General features: G+C 68.2%; 15 protein-coding genes. 10 read left to right on the top strand and 5 right to left on the bottom strand.

The window, feature by feature from the left end; translation table 11 throughout:
* Positions 1–96 precede the first annotated feature (96 nt).
* Positions 97–2,688, top strand: coding sequence for a zinc-ribbon domain-containing protein (locus KY661_RS16020; RefSeq protein WP_225411020.1), 2,592 nt, complete (start codon positions 97–99; stop codon positions 2,686–2,688).
* Between the two features lie 13 nt (positions 2,689–2,701).
* Positions 2,702–3,472 carry a hypothetical protein gene (locus tag KY661_RS16015; RefSeq protein ID WP_225411019.1) on the top strand — a complete coding sequence of 257 codons (771 nt, stop codon included), beginning with the start codon at positions 2,702–2,704 and terminating at the stop codon, positions 3,470–3,472.
* Here the strand turns inward: KY661_RS16015 and KY661_RS16010 are convergent.
* The gene (locus KY661_RS16010) at positions 3,469–3,684 is read right to left on the bottom strand and encodes a twin-arginine translocase TatA/TatE family subunit (RefSeq protein WP_225411018.1); all 216 of its coding nucleotides are present in this window, start codon (positions 3,682–3,684) and stop codon (positions 3,469–3,471) included. The genes KY661_RS16015 and KY661_RS16010 overlap by 4 nt on opposite strands.
* Before the next feature lie 112 nt (positions 3,685–3,796).
* On the opposite strand from KY661_RS16010, the gene KY661_RS16005 reads away from it, so the two are divergent.
* Positions 3,797–4,522: a glycerophosphodiester phosphodiesterase gene (locus KY661_RS16005; protein WP_225411017.1), complete on the top strand. Its 726-nt coding sequence runs from the start codon at positions 3,797–3,799 to the stop codon at positions 4,520–4,522.
* On the opposite strand, the gene KY661_RS16000 is transcribed toward KY661_RS16005, so the two are convergent.
* The 3 genes from KY661_RS16000 to KY661_RS15990 form a co-directional block, all read right to left on the bottom strand.
* Positions 4,519–5,448, bottom strand: a complete 930-nt coding sequence (locus KY661_RS16000; RefSeq protein WP_225411016.1) for a hypothetical protein — start codon at positions 5,446–5,448, stop codon at positions 4,519–4,521. The two genes, KY661_RS16005 and KY661_RS16000, sit on opposite strands and share 4 nt — an antisense overlap.
* Before the next feature lie 159 nt (positions 5,449–5,607).
* Positions 5,608–8,817, bottom strand: a complete 3,210-nt coding sequence (locus tag KY661_RS15995) for an MXAN_5808 family serine peptidase (protein ID WP_225411015.1) — start codon at positions 8,815–8,817, stop codon at positions 5,608–5,610.
* A gap of 242 nt (positions 8,818–9,059) precedes the next feature.
* Positions 9,060–9,863, bottom strand: coding sequence for an EI24 domain-containing protein (locus KY661_RS15990; protein WP_225411014.1), 804 nt, complete (start codon positions 9,861–9,863; stop codon positions 9,060–9,062).
* A 59-nt stretch (positions 9,864–9,922) separates the two neighbouring features.
* Here KY661_RS15990 and KY661_RS15985 point away from each other — a divergent pair, with 59 nt between their 5' ends.
* The 4 genes from KY661_RS15985 to KY661_RS15970 all read left to right on the top strand — a co-directional run bounded on the left by KY661_RS15985 (position 9,923) and on the right by KY661_RS15970 (position 14,153).
* The gene (locus KY661_RS15985) at positions 9,923–11,263 is read left to right on the top strand and encodes a glutamate--cysteine ligase (protein ID WP_225411013.1); all 1,341 of its coding nucleotides are present in this window, start codon (positions 9,923–9,925) and stop codon (positions 11,261–11,263) included.
* A gap of 24 nt (positions 11,264–11,287) precedes the next feature.
* On the top strand, positions 11,288–11,878 hold the full coding sequence (locus tag KY661_RS15980; RefSeq protein ID WP_225411012.1) for a hypothetical protein: 591 nt from the start codon (positions 11,288–11,290) through the stop codon (positions 11,876–11,878).
* Positions 11,879–12,817: 939 nt separating this feature from the next.
* A complete protein-coding gene (locus tag KY661_RS15975) occupies positions 12,818–13,393 on the top strand; it encodes a DUF6310 domain-containing protein (protein WP_317987264.1) in 576 nt (191 codons plus the stop codon).
* A 4-nt stretch (positions 13,394–13,397) separates the two neighbouring features.
* Complete coding sequence (locus tag KY661_RS15970) at positions 13,398–14,153, top strand: DUF5953 family protein (protein WP_225411010.1); 756 nt, start codon at positions 13,398–13,400, stop codon at positions 14,151–14,153.
* Between the two features lie 304 nt (positions 14,154–14,457).
* Here the strand turns inward: KY661_RS15970 and KY661_RS15965 are convergent, their stop codons facing one another.
* Positions 14,458–15,765 (bottom strand): RCC1 domain-containing protein, encoded by a 1,308-nt coding sequence (locus tag KY661_RS15965; protein WP_317987263.1) that lies wholly within the window; start codon positions 15,763–15,765, stop codon positions 14,458–14,460.
* A 266-nt stretch (positions 15,766–16,031) separates the two neighbouring features.
* Here KY661_RS15965 and KY661_RS15960 point away from each other — a divergent pair, with 266 nt between their 5' ends.
* From KY661_RS15960 to KY661_RS15950, 3 genes are all read left to right on the top strand, one after another.
* Positions 16,032–16,868 carry a hypothetical protein gene (locus KY661_RS15960; RefSeq protein WP_225411009.1) on the top strand — a complete coding sequence of 279 codons (837 nt, stop codon included), beginning with the start codon at positions 16,032–16,034 and terminating at the stop codon, positions 16,866–16,868.
* A 55-nt stretch (positions 16,869–16,923) separates the two neighbouring features.
* Positions 16,924–18,009, top strand: a complete 1,086-nt coding sequence (locus KY661_RS15955; RefSeq protein WP_225411008.1) for an aldo/keto reductase — start codon at positions 16,924–16,926, stop codon at positions 18,007–18,009.
* Positions 18,010–18,224: 215 nt separating this feature from the next.
* Positions 18,225–23,516 carry a trifunctional serine/threonine-protein kinase/ATP-binding protein/sensor histidine kinase gene (locus KY661_RS15950; protein ID WP_225411007.1) on the top strand — a complete coding sequence of 1,764 codons (5,292 nt, stop codon included), beginning with the start codon at positions 18,225–18,227 and terminating at the stop codon, positions 23,514–23,516.
* The last annotated feature ends 61 nt before the right edge of the window (positions 23,517–23,577 follow it).

Genomic DNA, 23,577 nt, shown 5'->3' with positions numbered 1-23,577 from the left:
GCCCCTCGTGTAGTGGAGAGGGATGGGGAGAGCAAGCGGGCGCGGTTGCTTGCTCGCAGTGACGGGGCTGGCAGCCTATACTGCCGAACCTGACCGATGATCGTCCAGTGCGAGCAGTGCCAGACGCGATTCAAGATCCCCGACGAGAAGGTGACGGAGAAGGGGGTCAAGGTCCGCTGCACGAAGTGCCAGCATACGTTCCGAGTCTCCCGCGCTCCGGCGGGAGCTACCCCCGGTGCGTCCGCTCCTCCCGTCCCCGGGCCCGCGGACGGGGGATTCGACCCCTTCGAGCGCTTCGGGACCGCCCCCGACCCCAAACCCGGCCACAGTACCCGGCCCGGCTTCTTCGCCGAGGGGGTGGAGGCCAGCCGCCAGGCGCCCGCGGCCCCCGCGGCGAGGCTGCCGCCGAGCCCGTGGAACGCCATGGACTCGGGCTCGGAGGAGGAAATCCACCACGAGACGACCCGCGTCCTGCCCATCCAGGTCCCGCCCGAGGCCCGGCCGCCGGTTCCGGCCCTCCCGCCGCTTCCCGTGGCGTCCGCGCCTGCGCCGGGGCGGCCCGTGGCCCCGGCCGGGTCGGCCGTGACTGCACGCGCCCCGACGAGCCCTCCCATCCCGAAGGCCCCCGCGGGGGCCCGGAGCTCCTCGGTGGGTCTGCCCGCGGTGGCCAAGCCGGCGCCCAAGCCCGCCGTGCCCTCGCCCGCGGTGCCCCCCGCGGCGGACCTGTTCGCCGAGTTCTTCGCGAACCCGGGGGCGGGCCCTGCCGCGCCCCTTCCCGAGCTTCCCCCGGATGCGCCCGCCGCGCGGCCCCCCATTCCCGCGCCCCAGGCCCGGGCCGGGGGGCCGGGCGGGATGAATGCCTCGTTCGGCTTCGGGGACAAGGGCTCCTTTGGCTCCATCGATACGGACCTGAGCGAGCCGGCTCCGGACCTGGGGCCTCCGCCGGAGTTCGATGCCGGGCCCTTCTCGGCCCCGGCGCCCCTCCCGGTGGCGGCGCCTCCTCCCAAGCCCGCGTCCCCCCCCGTGGCGGCCCGCCGTCCCTCGACGGCCGGGATGGCTGCCATCCCAGCGGGGCGCCCCGCGCCGGTGCCCTCCGCCCCCGCGGCGGCCGCGCGGCCCACGCCGTTCCAGGTGCCCACCAGCTCCGCGGCCGCCCCCGTGGCCCGGCCGGCCCCCGTGGCCCCTCCGGTGGCGGCGCCCGCCCCGGTGGCACCCGTGTCCTCGATGCCGTTCATGGACGAGGACCCCTTCGGTTCGTCCGACGTGGACCTGGGCGGGCCGTCGTCCGGCCTGGGGCTCTCCGCGGCACCAGAGCCTGTCCCGGCCCCCGAGGCGGCGCCCGCGCCCACCTCCTTCGCCTTCGCGGAGGATGACCCGTTCGGCTCGGTGGGCGGAGACCTGAGCGCGCCTTCGCAGGATGAGCTCTCCGCGCCCGTGCCCGCCGCCTTGCTGGGCCGCTCGGGCCACAGCGCCGCGCCCCAGGCCCCGCCCGCCGTGGCCCGGCCTGCCCCGGCGCTCGCGCCCCAGTCGTCCGCGCCCGCGGACTTCGACGAGTTCGCCAGCCCGTTCGGGGCCGCGGAGAGCCCCGCGGCGCCTGCTCCCGCGTTCGCGGCTCCGGGTCCCATGGAGTTCGGGATGATGGGGGGAGATGAGCTGGGCGGTGACCCGGCGCAGTCCGAGGCGCCCTCCCTCCCGTTCCAGGATCCGTTCGCCCAGGCGGCGGAGGCCCCCGCTGCGCCGTTCCAGGATCCGTTCGCCCAGGCGGCGGCCGCGGCCCCCGCTGCGCCGTTCCAGGATCCGTTCGCCCAGGCGGCGGAGGCCCGGTTCGCTCCGACGGAGACGGGCCGGCAGATGCTGGGCTCGGCGGACCCGTCGCAGGGCTATCTCACCGAGACCAACAAGAACCCCTTCATCAGTCCCACGGACACGGGGCGCTCGCGGCTCGACCTGCCGCCGCACGGCGAAGAGGTTCCAGGCCTGGAGAGCGGAAGCGCCCAGACCCCCAGTCCGCTGCTGGATGTTCCGTCCCATCAGGACATGCCGGCGGCCCCGGCGGCCTCTCCCGCGCCGAACCTGGCGGCCCCCGCCATTGCCCGCCCCGCGGGCCGGCCTGCGGACATGGGCATCCCCGAGCGGCGCAAGCCGAGCGCCGCGCAGCAGGTGACCGGGCAGGTGGCCTACCTCACCATCGCCGCGGGGTTGCTGCTGGCCCTCACCGCGGTGGGCAGCGTGTACCTCAAGGAGGGCCGGGTGGATGCCTCGGCCCTGTCTCCCTCGACCCTGCTGGCGCTGGTGACGCCCAGCGACTTCGTGGCGCACAACGTCTCGAACGGCCTCTACGACACGCGCGGGGGCGGGGCGGTCTTCTATGTCCGCGGGGACGTGGAGAACCGCTCCTCCAAGCCCGTGCGCATCCGGGTCCGCGCCGCGCTGTACGACGGGGGCCAGCGGGTGAAGGCCACCGAGGGGCTCGCGGGCAAGGTCCCCAACCCCGAGGAGCTCTACGCCGTCACCAACGAGGAGACCTCGGCGCAGCTGCGCACGCAGCTCGACGGTGGGGCCACCACGATTGCCCCGGGCGCGCGCGCTCCGTTCGCGGTGCTCTTCCACGACTTTCCGCAAGAACTCGGCCAGCTCCGGCTCGAAGTGAAGATGGAGGCGGTGCCCGAGGAGAGCGGCAAGCCCTAGCGAGACGCACGCCATGCCCACCCGGGAACAGGCCAAGAACCTCGCTCTGCGGCTGCACGGCCTGAGCGGCAGCGCGGAGATTCTCCGCAAGGCGGTGGCGCGCGAGCTCGCCCGGCACGATCCGCTCGATGCCAACGAGTTCGTCGGCCACCTCATCGCCCTGGCCCGCTCGGGCTGGGAGCCCGCCACCCACCTGCTCGCGGCCGTCACCGCGGCCCTGGGCATGGAGGCGGCGCAGATTCCCTACGCGGACTCGCTGCGGCGGCTCGCCGAGGTGCAGTCCCTGGAGACGGTGGCGGACCTCTTCGCCGAGGGCCCCGCGCGCAAGCAGTTCGATGCGCGCGCGGCGGCCAAGTCGGACGCGAAGGTGTTCACCCAGTCGCTGGGACACCTCAAGCAGCAGGCCCGCCTCACGAGAGACCCCGACCTGCTCGCCCGGCTGGTGACGGCGAGCAACGCCTCCGTGGTGAGCAACGCCCTGCTCAACCCCCGCCTCACCGAGCCGCTCGTGGTGCGCATGGCGGCGCGCCGCCCGGCCCGGCCCGAGCCCCTGGTGGAAATCTGGAAGTCCCCGCGCTGGTCCGCCCGCCACCTGGTGCGCCGCGCGCTCGTCTTCAACCCGTACTTGCCGCCCGAGGTGGGGGCCAAAATCGTCCCCCTGCTCAACGCGACGGACCTGGCCGAGCTGGCGCACGACACCTCGGTGCACCCGTCCCTGCGCGAGCAGGCCGCGCGCCTCCTCGAGGAGGGCGTGGGCAAAGGGCAGGGCGGCCTGGGGGCCTAGTTCTTCTTGGGGTCGGTGTAGTCCGCGTCGATGGTGCCGCGGCGCGAGGGGGGCAGGGGCTTCACGTCCACGAAGTCCTCGCCCTTGGAGGCCTTGCGGAACGAGTAGACGAACTTGCCCATGGCGTTGCCCAGCTGGCCCATGCGCGAGGCGGAGAACACCACCATCAGCACAAACCCAAGGACGATGAATTCTCCAAGGCCCAGCCCCATGCACCTCACAGTGCAGCAAACCCCGGGGCGAGGCAAGCCAACTGTCCATGGGGGACAGGGGGGGACGGAGTTCCCTCGCCGCCCGGCGCGGTTCTGACGCAGACTGCCGGGCATGCTCCTGCTTGCCCACCGAGGCGCCAGCGCCGACGCTCCCGAAAACACCCTGGAAGCCTTCGCCGAGGCGGTGAGACAGGGCGCGGACGGGGTGGAGCTGGATGCCATGGTGTGCGGCTCCGGCGAGGTGGTGGTCTGCCACGATGAGCGGCTGGACCGGCTGGCCCGGCTGCCCTGGGAGGTGCGCACCACGCCCTACTGGAAGCTCCGGCGGGCGGATGTGGGCAGCCCCCTGGGCTTCGCCCCCGCGCGGATTCCCCTCCTGGAGGAGGTGGTGGCGGCGCTGCCCTCGCACTTCCTCATCAACATCGAGCTCAAGTGCGACCGCTTCAACGACGGGGGGCTTGCGGACAAGGTGGCGGAGTTCATCACCCGGGACGGGCTGGCCGGACGGGTGGTGGTGTCCAGCTTCAACCCCTGGTGCCTGTTCCGGTTCGCCGCCGCGGCGCCCTCGCTGCGCCGGGGCTTCCTCATTGATCCGGACAAGCCCTGGAGCCCCCAGGCGTACCTGATGAACCCGCTGGTGTCCTCGCACTCGGTGCACCCCTTCCACGAGGCCTGCACCCCGGAGCGGGTGGCGGCCTGGAAGGCCGCGGGCCTGCGCGTGGCGGTGTGGACGGTGGATGACCCGGGGCGGGCCCGGGCCCTGGAGGCGATGGGGGTGTCCTATCTCATCACCAACCGCCCCCGCGGCGTGCGCGAGGGCCTGAAGCGCGCGGCCTAGAAGTCCAGGCCGAACGAGGTGTTGAAGGTGACGACGCCGGGCACGCCCTTGCTATCGCCGTCTTCTTGGGACGGGTCCAGCTTCACGCTGCCCAGGCGCGTGTAGGAGAACTCCACGCCGAGCTGCAGCACGCCGCCGATGAACCGCACGCCGCCGTAGATGCGCGGGTTGAGGCTGTCGCCGATGTCCACGGGCTCGTAGACGGCGGTGTTGGTGAGGAGCTCCTGCGGCTCCGTCGGGGGCGCCACCGGGGGGTCTACCGGGGGCTCCGATGGTGCTGGTTCGAAGTAAAGGTTGCGCGAGTCCGCGCCGGTGAAGAGCAGGTCCAGGCCTCCGTACGGGGTGAACGTCACCATGCCGCCGACGGGGAACTGCTTGCCCACGCCGAAGTCCAGCCCGGCCGTGGTGAGCCCCAAATCCCTCGCCCCCATGAGCCGGGTGATGTGGCCGCGCACGCCGATGTCCGGCAGGTACGTGAAGCCCTCGTTGATGGCCCACTTCAGCTCGCCGGTGGCGGCGAACAGGCTGCTCTTCTCCACCCAGCCCACGCGCGCGCCCAGCTCCAGCGAGAAGGGCAGGCCCTTGCGGACATGGAGCGCGGGCAAGAGTACCGAGCCCGGCTCTTCTCCCTCGGTAGGGATGGTCACGTCATCGGGCAGGTTGATGACGGACAGCTCCAGGTTGATGTTGAAGCCCGAGTGCCCCAGCGTCTCCGGGGGCATCAGGTTCGTGGACGTGAGCGCCGCGCCGAAGGTGCGGGCGAAGGCTTGGAAGTTCGAGTTCCCGGTGGGCAGGACTGGAGCCGGTTCTCCCTCTGGTGGGGCCGGAATACCGAGCTTCTCAAGCCGCAAGTCGTTGTCATCCGCGTACGCGGGGGCCCCTGACACGAGCAGGGCAAGGGCCCACCATCGGCTGAACGCGTGCATCCTCAAACCGCCTCCCAGGCGCGCGCCGGCAACGGGCGCCGATCCGGCAGGACGCTAACGTGCGTCCACCGAGAGCGTCAATAAAACGGGCGGCCCCCAAGTGGGAGGGGTGAGCCTCCCGGGGAGCCGCCCGGTCACTTCAGAGGGGAAAGCCGCCGCCTACTGCGGCTTCTGGGGCTGGCCCGGGGTGGTCAGCTTCTGCGCCACCTCGGCCGGCCGGCGCCGGATGACCAGCGTCCTGCGGCTGGCGAAGTCCTGCGTCTCGCGCGCCACCACCAGGACGTTGTTGTTGCCCTCCTTCAGCGCGAAGTCCGTGCTGAACGTCAGCTTCTTCGGCTCGGCGCTCTTCGGGTCCACCGCCTTGAAGTAGACCTTCTGGTCGTTGACGAGCACGTACACGTCCAACAGGCCATTGGGGTCCGTCACGTAGCCGGTCAGCGTGAAGCGCTCCCCGGTGGCCATGAGTCCTCCGCTGGCGGTGTCGGCCTCCAGGTGAATCTCCGGCGGCTTCAGCGAGGTGAGCCAGTCGAGCTTCTTGGGCAGCACCGCCTTGCCGGCCTTCACCTCGCGGGCATCCGCCGCCTTGACGAAGGCGAACCGGTCCTCCCCCACGGACACCTTGTAGAAGCCCTTGGTGGAGGCCTCCGCCGTCAGCACCGAGGCGGTGCCCACGCGGGCCACCGGCCGGGCGTTGGCCAGGGGCACGCCGAACAGCTCCGCCTTCTCCGAGACGCGCACCAGGCCCTTCTTCGGCTCCAGCGCCGCCACGGCCGACTCGCGCACCGGCAGCTCCAGCTTCTCGGTGACGAACTCCTCCAGCGGCTCGTCGATGATGGCCAGCTTCAGCGGGAAGGTGTCGCCCTTGTAGCCCTTCTTCACCTCGAACTGGAAGCGCGCGGACTTCGTCTCGCCCGGCGCCAGCGCGCCCAGCTTGAAGCGGCCCTTCTCGATGAAGACGTTCGCGTCGCCCGCGTTCTTGATCTGCGCGAACGAGTCGAGCGCCGGGCCGGTGCCCGTGTTCGTCACGTCCAGCGCCAGGGTGACGCTCTCCCCACGCTGCGCCATGCCGTCCCCGTTGCACGTCTGGCAGGCGTCCAGCACCTGCCAGTTGAAGGAGAAGGAGGGCCGCGGCAGCTCCACGAAGCTCAGCTCGCTCACCAGCGTCTTGGGCAGCGCGCCCTGGTCATCGAAGAACTTCACCGTCACGTCGTCGCGGCGGGAGGTGAGGTCCTTGGGCAGGCGCACCTTCACCTTCCAGGTCTTCTTCTCCCCGGGGTTGATGGCGCCCAGGATGAACTCCCGGCGGTCCAGGAACGCGTTGTCGCTCTCGCTCCAGGCCCGGACGCGCTTGAGCGGCTCGGTGCCCTTGTTCTCGGCCGTCAGCACCATCTCCAGCTCCTCGCCCGCGTGGACCGCCTGGTCCGCGGAGGGCGAGAAGGTGGCCTCGAGCTGCACGTTCTTCGGCGTGGCGCCCGGGCTCCAGTCGGTGCCCAGCGCCGCGAGGGCCGCGTTGATGCGCTGCTCCTCCTCGGCCCGCTTCTGGTCCACGAAGGCCTTGCCCTGCTGGAGCTGCTCCTTGCGGGTGGTCGCCGGGGCGCGCAGCACGAACTCCCGCGCGAAGGTGACCTCGAAGTCCTCCTTGATTTCGTCTTGGCTCTCCGCGTCGAGCTGGTCGTCCAGGTCCTCGCTCTGGCCGGCCACGTCCACGTCGATGAGCGGGTCCTTCTCGCCGTGCTTCGCGTCCTTCTGGGCGACCTTGGGCGCGGCCTTGTCCGCTTCCTTCTCCTTGGCGGCGGCCTGGGCTTGCTGCTTCGGGTCCACCTTCAGGTACTTGAGGCTCTCCCAGGGCTTCTCGCGGTTGAGCACATCCTCGCGCTTCTTGGCCACCGTGGAGGAGTCCGGGTTGCCGAAGTGCTGGTCCAGGTCCGCCTCGCCGATGGAGCGGCGCGGGGCGAACACGTCGATGCGCTCGTCGGTGACGCGCGTGGGCACCAGCTGGATGTCCGGAACAATGCCCACCTCCTGGATGGAGACGTCGCCGGGGGTGAGGTACTTGGCGATGGTCAGCTTCAGTGCGCTGTCATCCGGGAAGTCGTACAGCACCTGCACGCTGCCCTTGCCGAAGGTCTGCCGGCCGATGATGGTGGCGCGGTTGAGGTTCTTGAGCGCGCCCGCGACGATTTCGGAGGCGCTGGCGCTGCCGGCGTTCACCAGCACCGCGATGGGGTAGGCGTCCTCGCCCTCGGTGGGCCGGGCGCGCTTCTCCTCGCGCAGCTTGTCGGACAGGCCCACCGTCGCGACGATGACGCCGCTGGACAGGAACGTGTCGGACACCTGGATGGCCTGCTCCAGGAGGCCGCCGGGGTTGCCGCGCATGTCGAGCACCAGCCCCTTCATCGGGCCGCCCTTCTGCTCGGACTGCTTGCGCAGGTCCGCCAGTGCCGACTCCAAGTCTCTCGTGGTGTTGCCCTGGAAGTTCTTCAGCCGCACGTAGCCCACGTTCTGGGCCAGCAGCTTGTGCTGCACGCTCTCGATGGAGATCATCGCGCGCGCCAGCGTCATCACCCGGGGCTTCTCCCAGCCCTTGCGCTCCACGGTGATGACGATCTTGCTGTCCACCGCGCCGCGCAGCTTGGAGACCGCCTCGTTGAGGTCCATGCTGACGGTGGACTCCTCGCCGATCTTCTTGATCTGGTCGTCCTTCTGGATGCCCGCGCGGTGCGCCGGCGTCTTGGGCAGCACCCGCACCACGGTGAGGTTGCCCTCGCGCATCTGGATGACGAAGCCCAGGCCGCCGAACTCACCCTTGGTGGACAGCTTCATCTCCCGGTACAGCTCCGGGCGCAGCAGCACCGAGTGCGGATCCAACGTCGAGAGCGCGCCGTTGACCGCCGCGTACTCGATGTCGCGCGTGTCCTCGATGCGGCGCATGTTCTTGGAGATGAAGTCGAAGATGTCCTTCAGGGTGAAGGACATCTTCCACAGCGAGTCGACGTGGCTGATGTCGAACTCCTGCTGCTTGCCGTTCACGTTGAGGTTGATCTTCCCCGTCTCCGCGTTGCCCTCGACGAGCACGTCCGGAACGCTCTTCTCCACGTACTCCAGGGAGGCGATCATCATCTCCTTGGGACGGACGCGCTTGGGGTCGACGTAGTTGTCCTTCACGTAGAGGATGACCTTCGTGAAGATACGGGAGGACAGCTCGTGCGAGCCCTTGTCCCCCTTCTGGGCGGCGGTGCCGTCCCAGCCCTGGTTGGCGGCTTGAGCAGCCCCCATCGTGAGGGGCATCGGGGCGCGGTCACCGCCCACGAGGGCCCAGGCGCCGAGCAGGACTGCGACTGCGATGATCCGGCGAAGCATTCGCGGCATGGGTTCATCCAAGCTGGGGTGACGGGCACCCCGGGGTGCTGCGTGAAAAGCTCTTTGAATTCGGGTGGTTGTTGAGGACGCAGCGGGCAGTGAGCAGCCGGGCAAGCCTAATCACGGTCTTCAGGTGCTTCAAGGCGTCCTCTCTTCTGCGTCGTTGAGGAACGTTCCTGGAAAGCAATGCGTTCCCGTCCGCCCGGCCTCAGGGCCTGTGAGGGGGAAGACACCCAGGGCGGGGGTTTATTTCAAGGCGCTGGGGCCGGAGGGGGGGGCAGGTTCCCGGCGGCGATCAGCCCCCGGTAGAGCAGGGTCCCAGCCACTACCGCCACGGGGAGGAAGAAAGTGTTCAGCACCGGAACCCACAGCATCAGGTAGATGCCCGCGCCCATGCCCAGGCAGAGCGCCCGCCGCTCGCGGAGCATGCGGCGGACCTCCGAGAAGGGGTACAGGTGGCGCGTCATGGGGGCGGCCAGGTGCTCGCCGGCCATCCAGATCATCGCCCACAGGCTGCCCAGCACCGTCCACAGCACGCTGCCCAGCCCGGGGATGAGGTGCAGGGGCAGGAGCACGGTGAGCCCCAGCACGAGGAAGAAGACGCGGGCCAGGGTGTGGCCCACCCCCGTCGCCAGGCCCTTGAAGAAAGCCCCCAGGGTGAAGGGGGGGGAGGTGTAGCCGCCGCACAGCTCCTCGGTGGTCTCCGAGAGGGGGTCCATGAGGGGGGCGAGCAAGAGGGGGGGCAGGGTGTTGGCCCCCACCACGAGGAGCACCACGAAGGTGAGCGCCAGGACGAGGTACCAGAGGGCTTGGCCATACCAGGCCTCCGGGCGAGGGAACAGGGCCCCGACGAGCTGCGGGGTGTAGTGCCCGATGAGCCACACCAGCACCACCAGGCTCACCAGGGTGACGAGCGCGCACAGCGCCGAGAGCGCCAGGAGCTTGGGGGCGCGGAAGATGAGCCCCAGGGCGCGGCCCAGCAAGGACACCCCCTGAACAAAGTCCGAGAGGCTGGACCGGGGCGGGAGGGCGGGCACGGGGGAGGAGCGAATCATCCGCGGTACCATGCGCAATTGAGAGCGGCGGGGTCAATCATCGTTATATAGGCGCCGCCATGTCCCTGGACCTCAAACGCGCCGCCGTTGAACCCATTGCTTCCATCGACATGCTCCTGGAGGGCTTCCGGGCCGCGGAGAAGCCACGCGAGGGGCACTTGTTGGGGCTCGAGCACGAGAAGCTCGTCCATCCGGTGGGGGCCGCGCGCCCCGTGCCCTACGAGGGACCGTCCGGAATTGGCGCCTTGCTGGAGAAGATTGGCCCGGCGGGGGGCTACAACCTGTTCCGGGAGACGCCGGATGCGCCCGTCATCGCGCTCCAGCGGGGCATCGAGACCATCTCCCTGGAGCCGGGGGGCCAGCTCGAGCTGTCGGGCAGCCCGTTCCGCACCGCGCGCGAGGCCCACGCGGAGAACCTGCGGCACCTCGCCGAGGTGAAGGCCGCCGGGGGCGAGCTGGGGTTGCAGCTGGTGGCGCTGGGGTACCGGCCCTTCGGCACGACGGCGGACACGCCGTGGATGCCCAAGACGCGCTACAAGATGATGCGGCGCACCCTGCCGGAGCGGGGCCGGCTGGCGCTGAACATGATGTTGATGACCTGCACGGGCCAGGCCTCCTTCGACTGGGCGGACGAGGCGGACTGTGTTCGCAAGACGGTGCTGGTGGCCCGGCTGTCGCCCCTGATGGTGGCGCTCTACGCCAACAGCCCCATTGTCGAGGGCAAGCCCTCGGGGTTCATGTCCTACCGCAGCCGCGTCTGGGACGAGGTGGACCCCACCCGCTGTGGCTACATCCCGGCCTTCTTCGATGGCTCCTTCTCCTACCGGGCGTATGTGGAGTGGGCGCTGGACGCGCCGCTGCTCTTCCTGCGCCGGCGCGGGCAGTACCTCTACCCGAAGCTCTCCTTCCGCCAGCTCCTGAAGGAGGGCTTCGAGGGGCAGCCGCCGGACATGGGGGACTGGACCGACCACCTGTCCACGCTCTTCCCGGAGGTGCGCCTCAAGAAGGTCATGGAGGTGCGTGGGGCCGATTGTGCCTCGGCGGAGATGACCGGGGCGCTGGGCGCGCTGTGGCGCGGGCTGCTGTACGACCCGGCGGCGATGGAGGAGGCCGAGCGGCTGCTGCCGAAGCTGAGCCTCGCCGAGCACCGGGCCTTCCACGAGACGTCGCGCCGGGAGGGGCTCGCGGGGCGCCTGAACGGGCAGGAACTGCACCGGCTCGCCGGGGAGATGGTGGCGATTGCGCGCCGGGGCTTGCAGCGCCTGGACCCCGAGGATGCGCCGTTGCTGGCGCCGCTGGAGCAGGTGGCCGCCTCGGGCCGCTCTCCCGCCGTGGCGGTGCTGGAGGCCTGGGAGAAGGACCCCCGGCCCGAGGCGCTGCTGTCACGCTTCACGCTCTAACCCCCGCGGTGGCGGGAACGAGGGATGACCATGGGGTTGGCGCGGCTGGAGCGGAACCTTCACGGCGTGCACGTGGTGCTGACGTGCGCGGACGGCGCGGAGGAGCAGGGCGAGTGGGTGATGGAGGTGCTCGCGAAGCTGCCGGCCGGGGGGCTGATTCCCGGGCGGACGCTGCGCTTCGGCTGGTCCTCCATCCGGCTGGATCCGCGGGGCGGAGCCCTGGTGGTGACCGAGCCCGACTTCGACGGGGACCCGCTGAATGCCTGGCGCGATGACGTCACGGTGACGCTGCAGGTGCAGGGCAGCATGCTGGAGACGGCGCAAGGGGTGGACGCCGAGCCGCGCTTCCCCCGCTTCACCGACACGGTGACGGCGGTGCCGGGCTGGGAGAAGAGCGAGCGGGTGGCGCTGGCGCGTGCGCTGGCCCCCGAGGTGGGGGACTCTGGTTGGCTCATCATGCCCCCAGGGGCGCTGAGCACCGTGCCGCCCGAGCAGTTCCCGGTGTTCGAACTGCTGCGCCGGCGCTCCGAGCTGCTCTCCGCCATGGCCTTGCCGGGCGGCTGGGTGGTGGAGTTCGAGGAGGACGAAATCCTGGGGTACGGCAAGCCAGGCTGACGCGGTGGCGATGGCCCTGACGATCGATAGCTTGTGCGCAAATCAGTCGGTAGCAGCCGCTTCACGGTACCAACCAGTCGGTAGCAGCCGCTTCACGGTACCAACCAGTCGGCAGCAGCCGCTTCACGGTACCAACCAGTCGGCAGCAGCCGCTTCACGGTACCAACCAGTCGGTAGCAGCCGCTTCACGGTACCAACCAGTCGGTAGCAGCCGCTTCGAGGAGTGGCGCGTTCAACCCAGCTCACAAAAGAAGGTGGTTGACGAATGGCCGCTCTCACCGGCCGAGCGTCCATGTCAGGGTCGGCCACGAGGGGAACTGCCGCGACATCGCAGTAGGAGCCGGGCGCACACTGGATTTGGACTGGATGCAGGGCCGCCCAGGTGGCTCGGAGAACGAGCCGCTCGCCGCGTGCATCCTGCCCACTGGCCCCGTTGCCGCTGACCGCTTGCCGCTTGTTGGGGGTACCTCCTGTGGGGCGGCAAGGTGTACCGCTGAGCTGAACCTCGGCTCTGGCGCTTCAGGGGGGCGCGCTGCCAAACTCGGGCGCGCTCTGAGCATCCTCTTTATCGAGCGTGGCGGGCGGAAACCCCTTCGCAAGGACGTGGCCGTGCTTCTCCGAAACTGCCTTGCACTCCTGCTCCTGCCAGCAGCCTGCGCCACGATGGAGCTGAGCCCGAAAGAGCCGACGGCCAAGAGCACAAGGATCGACAATCTTCAGAGAGCGGCGATGCTGCCATGGACGGATGACGGGCGATGCGTAGTGCGAGAGGCATCCAACCGATGGCCTGTCCTAGCGGAGAAATGCTTTCACGCGCTCGACCGTGACAGGATCCAGTTTCGCGATGTCACAGGAAGATGTGCTGTCGCCTCGACGGGTGCAGCAGCCGTAGGGGCGGGGCTCTGCATCTTAGCGGCACCGGAGATCATCGTAGGAGCCGTGATTGTCGCTGGCGTTGTGGTGGTGGCTGCCGTCATCGAAGAGGAATTGGATGCTTATGAACGGCGGGCATCGCGTGAGCGTGCGAAGGCCGCGACTCAAACGCGGCCCGTTAAGGAACTCTCCGTAAGCAGAAAGCCGAAGCCGGAGGGCTCCGATTCCGGGGACATCTTCCCCCCGCTGCCGCCCGCGACTGTTGAGCGAGTGCGCCGCCCAGAGTGCAAGCCCATTCCGGGGCCATCCCGTGGAGGAAACGAGCCGCATAACGAGTGCGCCGACAGAATTGCAGGCAACAACTTCCCTGGTCTGAATGTATTCGTCAACGGCAAACACTTTGATGCACTGGTTCTTGCCACACGCACGCTGTGGGAAGTCAAGACTGATAATTTTGATATACACTCGCCTCGCTCGCAAGCGTTCTTCGCCAAAGTGAAATTGCCTGAGATACGGCGCGAGGCCATGCTCGCCAATGCTTGCGGCTATAACTTCGTCGTTGGCGTCAAAAGCGCCGCACACAAGGCAGCACTGGAGAGCCTGGATAGAACTCTCGCCATCGTTGTGATGGACTGGTGCTGATAGGGTGGTTGCTCACAATGACATTGCTGCCAGCGTATACGCGCCTGCGCTCGTAGACGATGATGAGCGCCCGCTTTCCATCGTTCACGGAATGGAGCGTGCGCTTCCTGGATTGCGCTTGGGGTGGACAACTTCGGAGAAGAACGGCCTCCTCCCGCTACCTCATCGCGATGAGTGGGTCGCGTCTGACAGAACAGACGGAGGGTTTCCGTTCCTTTGTGACGATGACGACAACCACCCTGTGACTCTTTTTGGGCTGGAAAACCCGCAGGGCCTTGCCGCAGGGAACCCGCCGCACTTTGAAGTGCATGCGTCGCTGCCATCGCATGGAGCCGGCCTCGCTGCGGCAGCGGATGTGCTGATGGCCATAGGGGAAGGCGCACGCGCGTACTGGGGGCACGCCACACCCTTCAACGCGACCGTGGAGATTTCGCGGCAGACGATCGATCCGGTGCGTAAGCCTGGAGTTCCGCCCCGCGGGCTGCCAGCGCTCAGGTTCCCAGACTACATCCGTGCACCCGCGATACCGCATCACCTCGGGTGGTTGAACTACTGGTCGGCGGCTGCCGCACGAGTCATTGGGTTCCCGGACCCTGATCGCGACGCCGGGCTGTTCGCGCGGGCGCGGCGCACTGCGACGGGTGGGTGGGTTGTGCAGCTCACGGAGGCACCGCTCGATCTCGACAACCCCGCCCACCTGGAGGCGCTCCTGCGGGCTTATGAGCGCTTCCCGGAGATCGGTGGGCGCTCGAAGCCTTGACCCCCTATCTCGGGGCGCCCTGCGCGGGGGCGGCGATGGTAGGCAGCATCCGTGAGCCCTGGCTTGATATGGGTAGGCCCCTGCGCGAGGCGCCAACGGCCATGGCCGGCTGGATGGCACAGGAAGAGCGGCGCATCCTGGTCGAGCGCACCAAGGCAGGGCTGGCCCGCGTCCGCCGCCAGGGCTGAAGGAGCGGCAAGCCCATCGGCCGCCCCCCCAGCGGAGGTGATGAAGCTGGGCATTGGCGGACGCGCGGCGGCCCGCGAGGCGGGCCTTGCAGAGCCCATCCTCCGCCGTCACCCCTTCAATAGAGAGAGGAGAGAACGGGCGTGTATGCGCAGTCGGTAGGTCCGCCATCGCCAATCTGGCCGAATCCGTTGGATCCCCACCCCCACAGGGTGCCGTCCGAGCGCACCATCAGCGAGTGCTTGGAGCCCGCCGCCATGGCCTCCCCCCCGCTCAGGCCTGGCACCGCCACAGGCACCGAGCGTTGGCTCGTGGTTTCATCTCCCAACTGCCCGCTTTCGTTGTCCCCCCAGGCCCACACGGTGTCGTCCGAGCGCACCGCCAGCGAGTGCTTGGAGCCCGCCGCCACGGTCACCACCCCGCTCAGGCCTTGCGCCGCCACTGGCACCAAGCTTCGGCTCCGGGTGCCATCCCCCACCTGGCCGTAGGCGTTGTCCCCCCAGGCCCACACCGTGCCGTCCGAGCGCACCGCCAGCGAGTGGGAGTAGCCCGCAGCTACGGCCACCACCCCACTCAGGCCTGGCACCGCCCCTGGCACCGTGCGTTGGAGCGTGGTGCCATCCCCCACCTGGCCGTAGTAGTTGTACCCCCAGGCCCACACGGTGCCGTCCGAGCGCACTGCCAGCGAGTGGGATTGGCCCGCCGCCACGGCCACCACCCCGCTCAGGCCTGGCACCGCCACAGGCACCAAGCGTCGGCTCCGGGTGCCATCCCCCAACTGGCCGTTTCCGTTAGCCCCCCAGGCCCACACCGTGCCGTCCGAGCGCACCGCCAGCGAGTAGGAGTGGCCCGCCGCCACGGCCACCACCCCGCTCAGGCCTTGCACCGCCACAGGCGCTGTGCGGTCACTCGTGGTGCCATCCCCCAACTGGCCGCTTCCGTTGGTCCCCCAGGCCCACACCGTGCCGTCCGAGCGCACCGCCAGCGAGTGGTAGTGGCCCGCCGCCACGGCCACCACCCCGCTCAGGCCTGGCACCGCCACAGGCACTGGGCGCCGGCTCGTGGTGCCATCCCCCACCTGGCCGTAGGCGTTGTACCCCCAGGCCCACACGGTGCCGTCCGAGCGCACCGCCAGCGAGTGGTAGAGGCTCGACGCCACGGCCACCACCCCGCTCAGGCCTGGCACCGCCACAGGCACTGGGTGGTGGCTCGTGGTGCCAGTCCCCAACTGGCCGTAGGAGTTGGACCCCCAGGCCCACACGGTGCCGTCTGGACGCACCGCCAAGGAATGAGCAGTCCCTGCGGTGAAACGGGACCTCGCCTGAGAGCCCCAGAGAGGCGAAAGACGCAAGGCCTGCTCATCTGTCTCAGCCGTGGCCTGCCCGCAGCCAACGGCCAGCCAAAGCCCAAGCCATACGCTCAGCATCTTCCTCATCCATCCTTGACTGCGCTGCATCCGGGCTCCTTGGTCCTGACGCGCGATACGCGGCTACTCGTTAGCCAACGAGATACCATCGACTTACAGGAATCCTTTTTAGCGACTATAACCGTTTTTCTCGGACAGGAGCGAATTCCATGGCGACGCCGGTAGGATTGAAGATGCGCATTCTGAGAGCCAGTGTGCTGTCCCTGTTACTGAGTGGTGCTGGTTGTGATGCGGGTGAGCCCCATTCTCCACAGCGCCTGGAGGAGGTGACGGAACGCTTGGCGGCGTTTTCCTGTCCTGCGGCCCGCGCCACGGCCGACCGGGCCGACAGCACCGCGGATTACAAGGTGAAGTTCCTCTACGTGCTGCCCTCGGACGGATGGGACCGGGCGCTCGACACCAACGGTGCCATCTGCCGGTCCGTGCAGGCGCAATACAACTGGTTCATCGCTCAAACGATGAACGGCGCTTCCCTGCGCTATGACGTGTCTCAGTCCGCGTTGGACATCCAATTCGTGCGCTTGTCGAAAACCGATGCCCAGATGAAGGGCACGGGAAACACGGGCGACATCAACACCGGTTATGCCTTCGTGCGCGACAGAATCGAGCGGGAGCTGGTGGCCATGGGCGTCATCAATAACGCCCGGAAGCTGTACGCCGTCTACTACGGTGGCACCAGTGAGTGGGCCTGTGGTGGGGCCTCGTGGCCTCCCCTGCTCATCGGCAAGGTGGTCGCGCTCTACCTCAATGGTCTCCCGGGCAGCCCGGCCCCGTGCGCGTCCAACCCCGTGGGAGGTTCCAGCACGGTGCCTGGGTATATCGAATACGCCATGCTCCATGAGACGCTGCATGGGCTGGGCTTCGTGGCCGATGCCGCGCCCAACGAGCATGCCAGTGGCCACACCTATTACCCCGCGAGGGACTTGATGTACGCGGCCCGGCCGGGCACGTCGGATCCGTACTGGGACATCTACTCCGGGGCAGTGGTTCTGGACTCCGGGCACGACCAGTACTACGGCCATGGAGGCAGTTACCTCGATCTGGCCAGGAGTGCATTCCTGGACCCGCTTCCCGCCGGTGCGGTGGCTCCGCCGGGCTGGTAGGACCTACGGGGCGTTACGCAACGTGCCTTTTTTCTCCCTTTGCCTGGAGCACCCATTGGCCCTCAACAGTTACCTCACCCTCGGCCACTCTGGCCTGCGCGTCAGCCCCTTCTGCCTCGGTACCATGACGTTCGGCGAAGATCTTGGCTGGGGCAGCAGCGTCGAGACCTCCAATGGCCTCATGGACCGGTTCATCGAGCGCGGGGGCAACTTCCTCGATACCGCGAACCAGTACACGCGCGGCCACTCGGAGAAGATCATTGGCGACCACCTCGGCAAGGCTCCGGGCAAGCGCCACCGCGTCGTCATCGCCACCAAGTTCTTCAGCAACCTCTTCCCGGAAGACCCCAACGGCGGTGGCACGGGGCGCAAGTCCCTGATGGCGGCGTGCGATGAGTCCCTGCGCCGGCTGCAGACGGATTACATCGACCTGTACTGGATGCACCTCTATGACGCGAATACGCCCATCGAGGAGACGATGCGGGCGCTGGACGACCTGGTGCGGGTGGGCAAGGTCCGCTACATCGGTTTCTCGGATACGCCGGCGTGGAAGGTGGCGCAGGCGCAGCTCCTGGCGCAGTTCAAGGGCTGGTCGCCCCTGATCGCCTTGCAGATCGAGTACTCGCTGCTGGAGCGTACCGTGGAGGGCGAGCTGACCCCGATGGCACGGGAGCTGGGGTTGGGCATCACCCCGTGGTCGCCGCTCAAGGGCGGAGTGCTCAGCGGCAAGTACACGCGCCAGAACGCGGGCAAGGTGAAGTCCGACCGCGGCATGTGGGTGGAGGGCAACCTCGGCGAGAAGGCCTACGCCATCGTCGAGGTGTTGCAGAAGGTGGCCCAGGAGCTGAACTCCACCGTGGCGCGCGTGGCTCTGGCGTGGGTGCAAAGCCGGCCCGGTGTCGCCTCGACCATCATCGGTGCGCGCACGCTGGAGCAGCTCGACGACAACCTGGCCGCGCTGGACCTGACGCTGACGCCGCGGCAGGTGGCGGCCCTGGACGAGGTCTCCCAACCGGCGCTCAACTTCCCGGCCGGCCTCCTCCCGAACGCGCCCATGATCATGCACCCGGGCCTCACGGTGAACGGCATCACCGCGCCGCCCTTCCCCATGGCGCCCCCCTCCGACAAGGAGCGCTGGTAAGGGAGCCCCTCCGGAGCGAAGGTCCGCTGGACGTTCGAGTCAGGGGGTCCAGGGGGACCCATTCCGAAGGAGGGGGCTGGGCTTGCCGGGACAGAAGGCGGCCCTGTCTCCTCAGCACAGGGGCCCCTTGAATGGATACGCTTCAGGTGCTGACCTCACCCGTTGACTCGGTCACGTCATCGCAGGTGCCGCTCGCTTGCTGAGGACCCCCAACCATGTTGGACATTCCCGGCTACAAGGTTCTTGGCACCATCCGAGCGACTGGCTCGAATGTGCTCTTCCACGCGGTGCGTGAGGCCGATGGCTTGCCCGTCATCCTCAAGACGCCCATGGCGCCCACGCCAGGTCCCAGCGAGCGCGAACGCTACCGCCGGGAATTTGGAATCCTGCAGCGGCTCCGGGATGTGCGCGGCGTGGCCAAGCCCTATGCCTGTGAACTCATCCGCGAGCGGCCAGTGCTCCTGTTGGAGAAGATTCAGGGCGAGCCCTTGTCTGAGTTCGTGGCTCGGCCGCTGGGGGTCCCCCGGTGCCTCGCTGTGGCCATCTCCCTGGCCTCGGCCCTGGCGGAGATTCACTGCCGCAATGTCATCCACAAGGACATCAAGCCCTCGAACCTCATCCTCGAACCCTCCGGCGAGGCGCGGCTCATCGACTTCGGGGCTGCCACGCTGCAAAAGATTGAGCATCTGGATGCCGCGCCTGCTCACCTGATCGAGGGAACGCTTGCGTACATGTCGCCCGAGCAGACGGGGCGGATGAACCGGGCGGTGGACTATCGGACGGATTTCTACTCACTCGGCGTGACGCTCTATGAGCTGCTCACGGGCCAGCGGCCTTTCCAAGGGCGTGATGCGCTCGAGTGGTTCCACGCACACATGGCTCAGATTCCGAGGCCGCTGCACGAGCTCAACCCCAGCGTGCCGCAAGCCTTGACGGCCATTGTGGAGAAGCTGCTGGCCAAGGTGGCCGAGGAGCGTTACCAAAGCGCCGAGGGCTTGAAGGCTGACCTCGAGCAGTGCCGCGAAGGATTGCTCCAGGACACGTTGGAAGGATTCACTCCCGGCGCGCACGATACCCCTCACCAGTTCCAGCTGCCGCAGCGGCTCTATGGGCGGGAAGCGCAGGTCTCCACGCTGATCCAGGGCTTCGAGCGCGTCATCTCGAGCGGCAAGCCGGAACTCTTCCTGGTCAGTGGCTACTCCGGCATCGGCAAGTCCTCGGTGGTGCATGAGCTGCACAGGCCGGTGGTGCAGCGGCGCGGGTTCTTCCTGAGCGGGAAGTTCGATCAGTTCCAACGGGACATTCCCTACGCGACCCTGGCGCAGGCCATCCGGGGGCTGATGCAGCAGCTCCTGGCGGGAGCGGACGCGGAAGTGGCGAAGTGGCGTGAGCGGCTGAATCAGGCGTGGGAGGGCGATGGCCAGGCGCTCGTGGACTTGGTGCCTCAGCTGGAGGTGTTGGTGGGCAAGCAGCCACCGCTCCAGGCGCTGCCTCCCCGTGAGACGCAGTACCGCTTCCACCGGGTGATCCGCCAGTTCCTGCAGGTGTTCGCCACTCCCGAACACCCGCTGGTGATCTTCCTCGATGATTTGCAGTGGGCAGACCTGGCGAGCCTTCAGCTCATCCAACAGGTGTTGTCCCAGCCGGACTTCCTCACCGTGCAGTGGATCGGCGCCTACCGCGACAACGAGGTGAGCCCCTCTCATCCGCTGACGCTGGTGTTGAATGAGGTGAGCAAGGCCGGTGCACGGATCACCCGGATAGGCCTGGAGCCCTTGAGCCTGACACAGGTCGAGCAGCTGATTGGCGATACGCTCCCGGGGGTGAGGGAGGACATGGCCATCCCCCTGTCTGTCTTGGTGCACGAGAAGACCGGCGGCAACCCTTTCTTCCTCCTCCAGTGGATGGTGACGTTGAACCAAGACGGCCTGCTGGTGCGCGAGCCAGGGGGGGGCTGGCGGTGGGATGCCGCAAGCGTTCAGGCCAAGGGCTACTCGGACAATGTCGTCGACTTCATGGTGGGCAAGCTGCGCCAGCTGCCTTCCGGGACGCAGCACCTGTTGAGGCTGGCGGCGTGCGTGGGCAATGACTTCTCACTCCAGATGCTGAGAACCCTGGCGGGCCTGGAGGAGGTGGGAGACGTGGAGCAAGGGCTCGAGTCCGCGCTCCAGGAAGGCATGCTGACGCGCACGGGGCCGGAGAAGTACCGCTTCCTCCATGACCGCATCCAGCAGGCGGCCCACGCGCTCATCTCCCAGGCGGAAGGCAGGTCCGTCCACCTGCGCATCGGCCGGTTGCTGCTGAAGAGCCTGCCACCCGAACAGGTGGGCGAGGCGGTCTTCGACGTCGTGAGCCAGCTCAACGTTGGGGCGGAGCTGATGGATGAGCCCGGGGAGCGCCACCTCGCCGCGCGGCTGAACGCTGAAGCGGGCAGGAAGGCCGCTGCCGCAATGGCGCCCCTGCCTGCCATCACCTACCTCACGGCCGCTTTCGCGCTCATCCCAGGCAACCCATGGGAGACGGATTACGAGCTGGCCTTCACAGTGCTTTCCTCCCGGGCGAAGTGCGAGCTCCAGTGCGGCAATGCCTCCGGGGCGCGCCAACTGGCGGAGGAGCTCCTTTTACAGGCACGGACACGTGCGGACACCACCGCCGCCTACTGCCTGAAGAGCACCAGCTGTCTGGTCTCTGGCGAGATTCAGGAGGGGACTGCCTGCATGCTGGAGTGCTTGGCGAAGCTGGGCATGCCCATGTCACAGAACCCCGCCTGGAATGAGGTCCTGGCGGCCCACGAGGAGGTATGGACGCTGCTGGGGGATCGCTCCATCGAGAGCCTCATTGACCTGCCGCCCATGACGGACCCGGACATGAAGATGGTGATGGATGCGCTCTCCACCGCCTTCACGTCGGCCTACTTCTCCGGCCCCCGATTGCTCATCATCGTCCTGAGCCGGATGGTCTCCCTCACGTTTCGCCACGGTTTCACGGAAACGGCGATGAGAGGACTGGGTTGGTTCGGGGTGCTGACCGGCTTCATGTTCAAGCGGTATCAGGAAGGCGCTGCCCTGGGGAGGCTCGCCTACGGCCTCGTCGAGCGGCACAACATGGCCACCTGCCGCGCGCAGGTGCTCTCCAGCCTGGAGAACATCAGCTACTGGACCCAGCCTTTCTCCGCCGTGCAGGAGATCGCCCTCAGTGGGCTCCACCACGCGCTCCAGCTCGGAGACTTTCAGTCCGCGAGTTTTTTCAGCGTTTCGACCCTGGGGAATCGTCTGGTTTTGGGGCATGCCCTGGCGGACATCCACCAGGAGTCGGTCTCGCGCGGTGAGTTCCTGCACAAGGCCGGGTTTCAGGATTGCCAGGACATGCTGCTCATCTACCAGCGCTACGTGCAGCAGTTGCGCGGACACTCGCTCTCCTTCGGTACCCTGAACGGAGAGGGCTTCGATGAGCAGGCCTTCGAGGCCAGGCTGACCTCCGGGCGCATGCCCCCCCTGCGGTGCATGTACTGGATTGTCAAACTCCAATCGCGCTTCATGTGCGGCTCTTGGGGCGAAGCACGCGAAGCCGCCGGCCGGGCTGCCGGGCTGCTGGGATCCATGATGGGCTCCATCCTCATCAAGGATTACCACTTCTTCAGCGCCCTGACCCTGGCCGCGTGCTTTGACGAGGAAGCCCCCGAGCAGCAGCAGCAGTCCCTCCAGGCCATCCGGGGCCATCATCAGCAGCTCGTGGAGTGGGCGGAGCAGTGCGCCGAAAACTTCCGCGCGTTGGAGCGGATGGTGGCCGGTGAGCTGGCCCGTCTCGAGGGGAGGGGGGATGAGGCAACGTGTGCTTACGAGGAGGCCATCTGCGCGGCGAGAGAGCGCGGTGCCACCCAATGTGTGGCGCTGGCCAGCGAGCTGGCGGCAAAATTCTGGCGCACGCGGAAGGCATCCATCGTCTCACATGCGTTCGCGCGCGAGGCCCGGGCGGCGTATCTGCGATGGGGCGCCCGGGGCAAGGTTCAGCACCTGGATGCTCAGTGGCCGCACACCGAGGCTCCGGTGCCGGCCGACGGCAGCAGTACCAGCAGCACGGAGTCGGCCCAGATCGACGCCCTCACGGTGGTCAAGACCCAGCAAGCCATCTCGGGTGAGATTGTCCTGGAGCGGCTGGTGACCACGCTGCTCCAGGCAGCCATCGAGAATGCAGGCGCTCAGCGAGGCGCCCTGCTGCTGCCGGGCGGGGATGCGCTCTCGGTGGCGGCCACCTCCAGCGCTTTGCCGGGCAATCCCTTTGCCCCGCCAGGGCAGGACTCGATGCAGGCGTTGCCGTGGACGATCCTCACCTATGTCCGGCGCACCCATGAGGCGGTGCTCATTGGGGATGCCTCCAAGCCCCACCCGTTCTCGTCCGATGCGTATCTGACGCGCAGCAAGGCGCGCTCGGTGCTGTGCCTGCCGTTGATGCGCCAGGAGCAGTTCTCCGGAGCGCTGTATCTGGAGAACAGCCTGGCCACCAACGCCTTCAGTCCCGCGCGTCTGGCGTTGCTCGGACACATTGCCTCGCAGGCGGCCATCTCCATTGAGAATGCACGGCTCTATGCGGACGTGGAGCGTGCCAGGGCGGAGCTGCGGGAGGCGAACGATGCGCTTGAGCAGCGGGTGAACGAACGCACGCGCGAGCTCACGCAGGCCCAGGCCCGGCTGGTGGACACCGCGCGCGCGGTCGGAATGGCCGAGGTGGCCTCCAACGTGCTGCACAACGTGGGCAACGTGCTCACCAGCGCCGTCATCAACCTCGAGATGATGCAGCACGCGGTCGGCTCCTCACGCGTCGGCCGGTTGAAGCAGGCCACCGCCCTGCTCCTGAAGCACCGCGAGGGCTTGGCGGACTTCCTGGCCCCAGGGGCGCGCGGTGGCAAACTGCCGGGGTATCTGGCCGCGCTGGCTGAAGAGCTCATCGGAGAGCAGACGCGCCTGGTGGAAGACATCGACGCGATGAGCCGGCACATCGCGCACATCCGTGCCATCGTCCATGTGCAGCAGACGTATGCCAGGACGTCGCTGCTGACGGAGGAGTGCAGCCTGGCCCAGCTCATCGAGGATGCCCTGCGCATCCAGATGGCGGCGCTCAATCGTCACGGGGTGGCCGTCCAGCGCCAGATCGCTCCGGTCCCCACGCTGAAGGTGGACAAGCACAAGGTGTTGCAGATTCTCATCAACCTCATCAGCAACGCGAAGCACGCGCTGGACGGGGTGCCCGAGGGAAAGCGCAACATGTGTGTGCGATTGGTGGTGGAGGGCAACCGGGTACGTATCCAGATAGAGGATGATGGCAGGGGCATCACACCGGAGATACGGGAGAAGCTCTTCACGCACGGCTTCACCACGCGTCATGACGGCCACGGCTTCGGCTTGCACTCGAGCGCGCTGGCGGCGCAGATGCTGGGGGGCCACCTCACGCTGGAGAGTGAGGGCGCGGGCAAGGGCGCCGTGGCCACGCTTGAGTTTCCGCTCTCTTGAGGCCGAGCACCGCCGGATGCCGTCCGGTACGCCAGGACGGGGCACGGCGAACGTGTACGAA

Origin of the sequence: Allostigmatella hybrida, assembly GCF_020103775.1 — a bacterium.
In the GTDB taxonomy this organism is placed as follows: domain Bacteria; phylum Myxococcota; class Myxococcia; order Myxococcales; family Myxococcaceae; genus Hyalangium; species Hyalangium aurantiaca.
This window is presented reverse-complemented; position numbering and strand designations above follow the sequence as displayed.

Coding starts and splice junctions, on each gene's coding strand:
- KY661_RS15950 (WP_225411007.1), top strand. CDS start 18,225: ATGTTGGACATTCCCGGCTACAAGGTTCTTGGCACCATCCGAGCGACT.
- KY661_RS15965 (WP_317987263.1), bottom strand. CDS start 15,765: ATGCTGAGCGTATGGCTTGGGCTTTGGCTGGCCGTTGGCTGCGGGCAG.
- KY661_RS15985 (WP_225411013.1), top strand. CDS start 9,923: ATGTCCCTGGACCTCAAACGCGCCGCCGTTGAACCCATTGCTTCCATC.
- KY661_RS16015 (WP_225411019.1), top strand. CDS start 2,702: ATGCCCACCCGGGAACAGGCCAAGAACCTCGCTCTGCGGCTGCACGGC.
- KY661_RS15995 (WP_225411015.1), bottom strand. CDS start 8,817: ATGCCGCGAATGCTTCGCCGGATCATCGCAGTCGCAGTCCTGCTCGGC.
- KY661_RS15990 (WP_225411014.1), bottom strand. CDS start 9,863: ATGATTCGCTCCTCCCCCGTGCCCGCCCTCCCGCCCCGGTCCAGCCTC.
- KY661_RS16005 (WP_225411017.1), top strand. CDS start 3,797: ATGCTCCTGCTTGCCCACCGAGGCGCCAGCGCCGACGCTCCCGAAAAC.
- KY661_RS16000 (WP_225411016.1), bottom strand. CDS start 5,448: ATGCACGCGTTCAGCCGATGGTGGGCCCTTGCCCTGCTCGTGTCAGGG.
- KY661_RS15980 (WP_225411012.1), top strand. CDS start 11,288: ATGACCATGGGGTTGGCGCGGCTGGAGCGGAACCTTCACGGCGTGCAC.
- KY661_RS16020 (WP_225411020.1), top strand. CDS start 97: ATGATCGTCCAGTGCGAGCAGTGCCAGACGCGATTCAAGATCCCCGAC.
- KY661_RS16010 (WP_225411018.1), bottom strand. CDS start 3,684: ATGGGGCTGGGCCTTGGAGAATTCATCGTCCTTGGGTTTGTGCTGATG.